At 50.2% G+C, this 9315-nt stretch carries 6 protein-coding genes; all 6 read left to right on the forward strand.

Going from position 1 to position 9315, the window contains the following annotated elements; genetic code table 11:
• Positions 1-113 precede the first annotated feature (113 nt).
• Positions 114-1391, forward strand: coding sequence for a TolC family protein (locus tag AAIL66_RS20065; RefSeq protein WP_343497577.1), 1278 nt, complete (start codon positions 114-116; stop codon positions 1389-1391).
• 21 nt (positions 1392-1412) lie between these two features.
• On the forward strand, positions 1413-2756 hold the full coding sequence (locus AAIL66_RS20070; protein WP_343497578.1) for an efflux RND transporter periplasmic adaptor subunit: 1344 nt from the start codon (positions 1413-1415) through the stop codon (positions 2754-2756).
• 13 nt (positions 2757-2769) lie between these two features.
• Positions 2770-5943: a CusA/CzcA family heavy metal efflux RND transporter gene (locus AAIL66_RS20075; RefSeq protein ID WP_343497579.1), complete on the forward strand. Its 3174-nt coding sequence runs from the start codon at positions 2770-2772 to the stop codon at positions 5941-5943.
• Positions 5944-6136: 193 nt separating this feature from the next.
• Positions 6137-6484: a DUF4148 domain-containing protein gene (locus AAIL66_RS20080; protein WP_343497580.1), complete on the forward strand. Its 348-nt coding sequence runs from the start codon at positions 6137-6139 to the stop codon at positions 6482-6484.
• A 232-nt stretch (positions 6485-6716) separates the two neighbouring features.
• Complete coding sequence (locus AAIL66_RS20085) at positions 6717-8315, forward strand: phosphoethanolamine--lipid A transferase (RefSeq protein WP_343497581.1); 1599 nt, start codon at positions 6717-6719, stop codon at positions 8313-8315.
• Positions 8316-8656: 341 nt separating this feature from the next.
• Positions 8657-9040: a hypothetical protein gene (locus tag AAIL66_RS20090; RefSeq protein ID WP_343497582.1), complete on the forward strand. Its 384-nt coding sequence runs from the start codon at positions 8657-8659 to the stop codon at positions 9038-9040.
• The last annotated feature ends 275 nt before the right edge of the window (positions 9041-9315 follow it).

The raw sequence follows: 9315 nt of genomic DNA on the forward strand, positions 1-9315 counted from the left end.
GGATGGTGAGGGGGGCATTTCATTAGAGTGGCTCCGCCCACTCGCTTTCGATTCCTCTCACGGGCACAGTAACGCCCGGCAGACGATAGATTGCTCGGGTAGGAGTTTCAACAATGATTTCTTCGTCGTCTCATCGCACCAGCCGAGTTGCTGATGCGTTGCGTCATGCTTTGTTGTTCACCAGTTTGGCTCTGACTGGTGTAGCAGCCATCGCGCAAGACACTTCTGTCAACAAGGCGTCTCTCACACCTCTGACACTGGACACTGCAGTCGAGAGAGCCATTGATCAACACCCTCGTCTGCGCGCTGCACAACGTGGACTTGAGGCTAGTGATGGGGCCGTTCTACAAAGCAAGGCAAGGCCAAATCCTGAACTGTCTTATTCCCAAGAGGATACCAGTAGGGATAAACGTACCACTACGGTGCAATGGAACCAAATGCTGGAAATCGGCGGCAAGCGAGATGCACGCATGCGTGCTGCAGCACGTGGCCGAGATGTGGCTGAGGCCGAATTGGATGCAGCCAAAGCGAACCTGGTAGCAGATGTCCGCCTCGCATTCTTTGGGTTGTTAGTTGCTCAGCAGCGTGAAGTCCTTGCTGGCCAAACTCTGGACATCGCACGAAGCGCGCGGGAGGCTGCATCAAAGCGCGTAGCGGCGGGCAAGGCTGCACCGTTAGAGGCCAATCGGGCCAGCGTAGCTGAATCCAGTGCCGAATTGGAACAAGCACAGGCTCAGGCTGCAAAACGTGTTGCTCGTCAACAATTACAGGCCCTTATCGGAGGAGGAGGACCTGTATTTGGTGATGCACAAGGCCAACTTGATGCGTTGCCTCCTGTGCCGGATATCGGGAGTCTTCAAAGTCGCTTGGAGCAGTCGCCTTCGATTCAGCAAGCTCGATTTACGGTTGAACAGAGTCGTGCGACGGCTGATCTGGAGCGTGCAAAGCGAATTCCTGATCCCACGGTGAGTTTGGGTATGAAGCGCGCTCAAGAGACAGGCAACCAGCTTGTTGTTGGTGTATCCATTCCCTTGCCTGTGCTCGATACCAATCGAGGAAACCAGTTGCAGGCTTTGCGCCTTGCTGATCAAGCTGAGGAGCGGTTGCTCGCTACTCGCTTGGAACTTCAGTCTCAACTCTACGCAGCTCGAGAAACACTGGAAGCCAGTCGCAAGCAGGCCGTACAACTTTCTGAACGAGTGCTGCCGACCGCACAGATTGCATATGAGGCGGCAAGCAAAGGTTTTGCTCTAGGAAAGTTTGGCTATCTCGACGTGCTAGACGCTCAGCGCTCTCTTTTCGACGTGCGCAGTCAGTATCTGGACCAACTGTTGGCAACACATCGTGCGTCGACAGATATCGAGCGTTTGTTGGGCACGACAGCCAAGTAATTTTTTGCACTGATCATCAATATGAACGACACAAAACCAACTCCATTCGGGGCACGCCGTACTCAGATTGCTATTGCTGCAATCTTGGTCGTAGGTGCTCTTTCTGCGGCACTAATCCTGCGAAGTGGTCCAGACAGTAGCAATGCGCCCAGTGCAGGAGGGCATTCGGAGGCTGCTGGCCACGCAGACACAGAGCATCATGACAATAAACAAAGTGGCGATCACAAAGATGAGAAGGGGCACGCCGATGGCGAGCACCATGATGAGAAAGAGCAAAAGGAGGGAGCCAAGTCAGCCACTAACGACAAGGCTGAAGGGGCGCACGATGACGATGAAGGGTTGATCCCAATGGATTCGCAGCGTATGCAAGCTGCAGGGATCCGTATTGCAGAAGCTGGCTCTGCAGCCGTTCGTTCGGTATTGCAGCTGCCAGGGGAAATACGTTTTAACGAAGACAAAACCGCTCACGTTGTTCCTCGTGTACCTGGAGTAGTGGACTCTGTACCTGCTAACTTGGGTCAAGTGGTCAAGAAGGGTCAATTGCTGGCTGTGTTGAGCAGCGCGGCTGTCTCTGAGCAACGAAGCGAACTTCAAGCGGCGAGCCAACGCTTAGCGTTGGCCCGTACTAGCTATGCCCGTGAGCAACAGCTGTGGCAAGAGAAAGTTTCCGCTGAGCAGGATTACTTGCAGGCAAGGCAGGTACTGCGCGAGGCAGAAATTGCAGTTTCGAACGCTCAACAAAAATTAGCTGCTAACGGTGCCGGTGGAGGCAGCGGCGCGCTAAACAAATTTGAACTACGTGCTCCTTTTGATGGAGTGATTGTCGAAAAGCATCTGGCCGTTGGTGAGGCTGTTCAGGACACTACCCAAGTCTTCACGATTTCTGATCTTCGCTCTGTTTGGGCCGAGATGAGGGTGGCAGCATCTGACTTGCCTGCCGTGAAGGTTGGGGAAAAAGCAACTGTCAAGGCGACTGCATTCTCCTCATCTGCCACTGGGACAGTGGCTTACGTGGGAGCTCTGATTGGACAGGAGACCCGTACAGCTCCTGCGCGAATCACATTGGAAAACCCCGACGGCGTCTGGCGCCCAGGCTTATTTGTCAACGTGGAGTTGACCGCCTCGTCGCAGCAGGTGCCTGTTGCTGTAGCTTCTAGTGCGATCCAGCGTGTGGACGGGCAGAACAGCGTTGTCTTTGTCCCGGTCAAGGGCGGCTTCCGAGCGCAGCCGGTGCGCGTTGGCCGGGTTGATACCCAGTCGACAGAAATTCTTGAAGGGCTGAAGCCAGGCCAGTCCTATGTGGCTGAAGGCAGCTTCATGCTTAAGGCGGAGCTGGGCAAAGCTACAGCTGAGCACGCACACTAAGCAAGGGCTGCAAATGTTCGAACGTATTATCCGATTTGCCATTGAGCAGCGCTGGCTGGTTATGGTCGCCGTTCTGGCCCTTGCGGCTTTGGGCATCTACAACTATCAACGGCTAGCTATTGATGCTGTACCTGACATTACCAATGTTCAGGTTCAGATCAATACGCAAGCCAGCGGCTATTCACCGCTGGAGACTGAGCAGCGCGTCACTTACCCAATTGAAACGGTGATGGCTGGTTTGCCGAATCTGGAGCAGACACGCTCGTTGTCGCGATACGGTCTGTCGCAAGTGACGGTTGTGTTTAAAGATGGCACCGACATCTACTTTGCACGCCAGCTAGTCAATGAGCGTATTCAACAGGCGCGTGATAGTCTCCCGCCAGGCGTAACCCCCACATTGGGGCCTATCTCCACTGGCTTGGGAGAAATTTATCTGTGGACCGTGGAGGCCGAGGACGGCGCGAAGAAGGCCGATGGAACGCCTTACACCGCTATGGATCTTCGCGAGATTCAAGACTGGGTTATCAAACCTCAGCTGCGAAATGTTCCTGGAGTCACTGAAATCAACTCTATTGGCGGCTTCGCCAAAGAGTATCTGGTCTCACCGCGCCCCGAACAGCTGGCATCTTATGGCTTCACGCTTGCAGACCTCGTTGCAGCATTGGAGCGAAACAATGCAAATGTGGGAGCGGGATACATCGAGCGCCAGGGTGAGCAGTATTTGATTCGAGCTCCTGGCCAGGTCTCTGGTATTGCGGACATCCGCGAAGTGATCGTGGGTTCCGCTCAGGGACAGCCAATACGCATTCGAGACTTGGCCGAGGTCGGTTTGGGTCGTGAGCTTCGCACTGGCGCCGCCACTGATAACGGCCGAGAGGTCGTGCTTGGCACAGTCTTTATGCTTATCGGGGAGAACAGTCGCGTTGTCTCGCAAGCGGTGGCTGCCCGTATGGAGCAGATCAACCGTAGCCTTCCCGAGGGTGTAAAAGCGATCACAGTCTACGACCGCACGAACCTCGTCGACAAAGCGATCGCGACAGTCAAGAAGAACTTGATTGAAGGTGCGGCCTTGGTCGTCGTCATCCTTTTCCTTTTCCTCGGTAATCTACGCGCAGCACTGATCACAGCATTGATCATCCCGCTGTCTATGCTGTTTACCTTCACTGGCATGGTGCAGTACAAGGTCAGTGCCAACCTAATGAGTCTGGGTGCTCTGGACTTCGGCATCATCATTGATGGAGCCGTGGTGATTGTGGAGAACTGTGTGCGTCGCCTTGCTCACGCACAGGAAGCACGTGGACGCTCCTTAACGCGCAGTGAGCGCTTCCATGAAGTGTTTGCTGCGGCTAAGGAAGCCCGTCGACCATTGCTGTTCGGGCAGTTGATCATCATGGTGGTCTACTTACCCATCTTCGCGCTCACGGGCGTGGAGGGCAAGATGTTCCACCCCATGGCGCTGACAGTGGTTATCGCGCTTGTCGGTGCAATGCTGCTATCCATTACCTTCATTCCTGCCGCGATTGCTCTTTTCATGGGCAATAAGGTTGCAGAGAAGGAAAATCGCCTCATGGTCTGGGCACGACATGTCTATGCTCCAGCCTTGCGTCGCGTCATGAGTGCTCCTGCTGTGGTGCTCACTGCTGCAGGTGTGGCGGTGGTGTTGAGCCTGCTGCTTGCAACTCGTCTTGGTAGTGAATTTGCTCCAAACCTTAATGAAGGTGACTTTGCAATCCAGGCGTTGCGCATTCCTGGTACCAGTCTGACGCAGTCCCTCGAGATGCAGATGCAGATCGAGAAAACTCTGAAGAAAGACTTCCCTGAGATTGACCGCGTGTTCGCTCGAACCGGTACAGCAGAAATTGCCTCTGACCCGATGCCTCCGAATATTTCGGATGGATACATCATGCTTAAGCCCAAGTCTGAGTGGCCGGATCCCGCGCGTACACGAGAAGACTTGTTGGCAGCTATCCAAGAATCTGCGGATAAGGTTCCTGGTAACAACTTCGAGTTCTCCCAACCCATTCAACTGCGATTTAACGAGTTGATCTCTGGGGTGCGTAGTGATGTTGCCGTGAAGATCTTCGGCGACGATATGACTGTGCTGGAGAAGAATGCACAAGCTGTCGCGGCGATGCTGCAGAAGATTTCTGGCTCCTCAGAGGTCAAGGTTGAGCAAACTACAGGACTGCCTATGCTCACCGTGAAAATTGACCGTGAGAAAGCTTCGCGCTATGGGCTGAACATGGGGGATGTGCAAGACACAATCAGTACGGCACTCGGCGGTCGTGAAGCTGGAACTGTGTTTGAAGGAGACAAGCGATTTGACATACAGGTTCGTCTGCCAGAAGACGTGCGCAACGACATGGAGGCCATCGGGAGACTGCCTATTGCGCTGCCGCGAGGTACCGACGGTCGAGTGGGTTTTGTGCCTCTGTCCGCAGTCGCCAGTTTTGATATCGCACCAGGTCCTAACCAAGTAAGCCGAGAGGATGGTAAGCGTCGCATCGTTATCAGCGCCAATGTGCGTGGACGTGACATTGGATCCTTCGTCACGGAGGCACAACAAAGCCTCGAATCTTTGCAGCTTCCTTCGGGTTATTGGACTCGCTGGGGCGGGACTTTTGAAAACCTGGAGTCGGCTAGAAAGCGCTTGATGATCGTGGTGCCGGCGGCACTGCTGATGGTCTTCGTGCTGCTGTTTGCTATGTTCGGCAATGTCCGCGATGGTCTCATCGTATTTACAGGTATTCCATTTGCTCTCACAGGCGGCATCTTGGCGCTCTGGATGCGTGGTATCCCGCTATCCATTTCGGCTGCGATCGGGTTTATCGCACTGTCAGGTGTGGCGGTCCTCAATGGCTTGGTGATGATTGCCTACATCCGATCTCTGCGCGAAGAAGGCAAGCGCCTGTATGAGGCCGTAACTGAAGGCGCTTTGACCCGCCTGCGGCCTGTTCTGATGACGGCTTTGGTCGCGTCGCTGGGTTTCGTCCCGATGGCCATTGCAACGGGTACTGGAGCGGAAGTTCAACGCCCCTTGGCCACAGTGGTGATTGGTGGAATTCTGTCATCAACACTGCTAACGCTTCTTGTGCTGCCATTGTTGTATAGCTTGATACATCGCAAAGACCTCTCCGAGACGGAGCAAGAGCAAGCAGAGGAAACCACTTCGGTAAATCCAGCCTAGTGCGAAAGCACTTCTTCTGAAAGCCATGATCTTTAAGGTCATGGCTTTTTTCTTGTAACAATATCTAATATGACAGCATTGTCACATTCCTGTTGGTTCTATGTCGGGGAGCATTTTCTACACTTGAGCCATCTTCTCTGAATAGTCTACTTTCCAGATAGAGAAGACAATCAATTCACTCAAGGAGTAATAAATGGCGAACCGTAATATTTTTGCATCTTTCACTGCCGCCGCTGCAATGGCAACTGTTCTGGCAATGCCTGGCGTCGCAGCTGCTGACACATACTGGCATCCCGCAAATAATGAAGCAGGTGTAAAAACATATCCTGAGCACTTCAAGAGCTCCCAAAGTCGTGACCAAGTACGAGCAGAAGCCGAAAAGGCTGTGCGCAATGGCGGAGACAACCGACTGCGTGCAGGAAATTATCCCGCTGCAGCCAAGAGCCAAGCCTCTGAAAAAACTCGTCAGCAAGTTATCGACGAAGTAAAAAACGAAACACCAGCTCAACGCGAAGCTCGCAACCAAGCAATGGCCGGGTAATTTAATAACTTCTCAAGCGTGGATCATGGCAACATGATCCACGCTTTTTTTTGCTTCCTAAATGACAAAAATGTAATCGTATTGTCATTGAGGGGAGCATTTTGGTCTCTAGCATGGAGGCCTCGTGTGAAAACCGGATCGATGTCGCTTTGATTTGATATTATCTTTGTTGAGTAGTAATCATTAAATGAACTCACTAAAAAAAATAATTAGCATATTTCTGTCTCCTAACATGCAATCAGAGCGCATGATTTTGTGGGCTAGTATATGGATTGCGGTACTATCAAATTTCTATCTGTGGATGAGAATATCTGATATTAATGAAAACTCTAATCTCTATTTCATAATTTCTTTTATTTTTATATTAGTCGGTCTAAATATTGCTTCTATTTCTCTCTTGGCTTGGGGGTGGTTGTTAAAGCCAATAATAAGTATTTATGTTGTAAGTGCCGCTGTGTGCGCCTATTTTATGAAAGCATATGGGATCGTAATTGATTCCAACATGATAACCAATACTCTGCAAACAGACTTTCGTGAAGCGTCAGATCTTATTAATACGCAAATGATTGCTGTGATTCTGATGCTATCGGTTCCACCATTGTGGTTTTTGTGGCGTATAAAGCTTCATAAGCCCCCCTTGGGGAGGTTGGTTATTCAGCGTTTGGTCATGATTTTTTTAGGGGTTTTATTGTCAGTTACAAGTCTTTTTTTGTCGTTTCAGACTTTCTCGTCAGTCATGAGAAATCATAAAGATATTCGCTACTTGATTAACCCTTACAACAGTGGCTATGCTGTCTTTAAGAAAATTGGGGATTCTCTGAAGACGGAGTCGAAGGGATTGGTTCAGATCGGCGAGGGATCTTACGTTGACAGCGAAAAAGATCCTTTATTAATTCTTATCGTTGGAGAAACTGCTCGATCAGATCACTTAGGGATAAATGGTTATTCAAGAGATACTACTCCTCTATTGTCAACGCGCAATGATATTTTATCGTTTAAGAATGCATGGTCTTGCGGAACAAGCACAGCAGAATCGTTGCCATGCATGTTTTCTCACTTAGGCAGAGACGATTTTTTTGACCGCCAGGAGAACTACGAGAATTTGTTGGATGTTCTAAAGAAAGCAGATCTGAATGTGGTTTGGATTGATAATCAATCAGGCTGCAAAGGTGTGTGCGCGAGGGTTACAACAGAGGTTCAAAAAGTAATCAAAGATGACGTCAATTGCTATGATGATGCTTGCTTTGATGTAGTGGTATTAGATGAGCTCAGAAATAAAATTGAGTCTTCTCAGAAAAATAAAAATTCTAAGGGGACAGTAGTTTTAATTCATCAAATGGGAAGCCATGGTCCAGCTTACTACAAGCGATCTTCATCAAATAGAAAGAGTTTCCTCCCTGAGTGCAAATCCTCTGCTTTACAAACCTGTAGTCGGGATCAGCTTGTCAATGCCTATGACAACAGTATTAGAGAAACTGATTACTTTATCTCCAATACAATTGATTGGATAAAGGAGACATACCCTGATAGGTCAACCGCCATGATGTATGTTTCGGATCACGGTGAGTCATTGGGTGAAAAAAACATATATCTCCATGGACTTCCATACGCTTTTGCGCCGGACGCGCAGAAGAAAATTCCTTGGATTGTTTGGTTTTCGGAGAATTTCAAGAGAGATAACCTAAGTATAGAGGGGTGCAGTAGTCTTATAGATGTTGGGTCTAGAATTAATCATGATAACTATTTCCACTCTGTATTAGGGCTGCTAAAGGTAAATTCCAGTTTGTATAATTCTGATTTGGATATTTTTAGGATGTGTAGAAAGATATGACTATTGAATAATAATAGATTGTATTATGATTTATTTCACTTTGCGCCATATTTTCTTTTTTGAAGAAAGGTGCTAGAAAATAATGATATTATTTGAGCCTATCGTGTTTCGATAGGCTTTTTTTATTGTGGAACGCCACAGTGCAGGATAACTTGATCGCTGACTACTTTGCCAACGCGTCAGTTGGCTAAATGATTGCTCTACCGATCTCTCAACTCACACAACCGAGCCAAAGGGAGGTTGGTGCATTTCAATTGAGTGACTGCATAGGGCCGGATTGCGTTCCTGTCCGCGGATCATCCGCCAAGGGTATTCAAGAGAAAAAGCGCAATAAATAGTCAATGTTTGTGGTCGTGCTGATGATGAATGTCCGGGAAATGCTCATGAGTGTGAGTCATGGGCTCATGAGTGTGCAAATGCGCGTGCTTGCCGGTTGCCGGCAGCCCATCCTCATGGACATGCTGATGATGCTCATCATGTTCGTGTTCATGGCTATGTTCCAGCAACCCATGGGTGTGCTCGTGCTGATGGGTTTAAATAAGGTGTATCACCGACGCAGTCTAGTGGAGACCAAGATGCATTGCGTTAAGCGACTGGATGAGCGGGTGATGTCACGTACGTTCGAGCGAGAGGCTGGCGGATGCAGGCGCTGGCCTTTATTGACCATCATTTCGATATTCGATGACTGGCCTGCGTGTACTGACCACCGGCAGGAAACTACCTGAAGCAGTCGCCGATGGAAAAGCTCTAGGGACCGCTTCTGGCTTATAGCACCGGCAGGACACGACCCGTAGGGGCACTCTGGAATGTCAACTTATATGGCTTGACCTTGCAGTCGCTTCAAGGTTTCTAATCTGGGCATGATCGATACAAACCAATCCATTTCCACTCTGTTGCTGCACGTGCCCCAGATGTGCTGCGCGGGAGAGTTCCGCTTGGTCGAGACTCACCTGAAGGCATTGCCCGGTATCCAGGACCTCGCACCGAACTACCCCCAGCG

Origin of the sequence: Comamonas sp. F1-6, from assembly GCF_039581415.1 — a bacterium.
Lineage (GTDB): Bacteria > Pseudomonadota > Gammaproteobacteria > Burkholderiales > Burkholderiaceae_C > Comamonas > Comamonas thiooxydans.

Excerpts from the sequence above, each read along its gene's own strand:
- AAIL66_RS20070 (WP_343497578.1), top strand. The coding sequence starts at position 1,413 with ATGAACGACACAAAACCAACTCCATTCGGGGCACGCCGTACTCAGATT.
- AAIL66_RS20075 (WP_343497579.1), top strand. The coding sequence starts at position 2,770 with ATGTTCGAACGTATTATCCGATTTGCCATTGAGCAGCGCTGGCTGGTT.
- AAIL66_RS20080 (WP_343497580.1), top strand. The coding sequence starts at position 6,137 with ATGGCGAACCGTAATATTTTTGCATCTTTCACTGCCGCCGCTGCAATG.
- AAIL66_RS20065 (WP_343497577.1), top strand. The coding sequence starts at position 114 with ATGATTTCTTCGTCGTCTCATCGCACCAGCCGAGTTGCTGATGCGTTG.
- AAIL66_RS20090 (WP_343497582.1), top strand. The coding sequence starts at position 8,657 with ATGTTTGTGGTCGTGCTGATGATGAATGTCCGGGAAATGCTCATGAGT.
- AAIL66_RS20085 (WP_343497581.1), top strand. The coding sequence starts at position 6,717 with ATGCAATCAGAGCGCATGATTTTGTGGGCTAGTATATGGATTGCGGTA.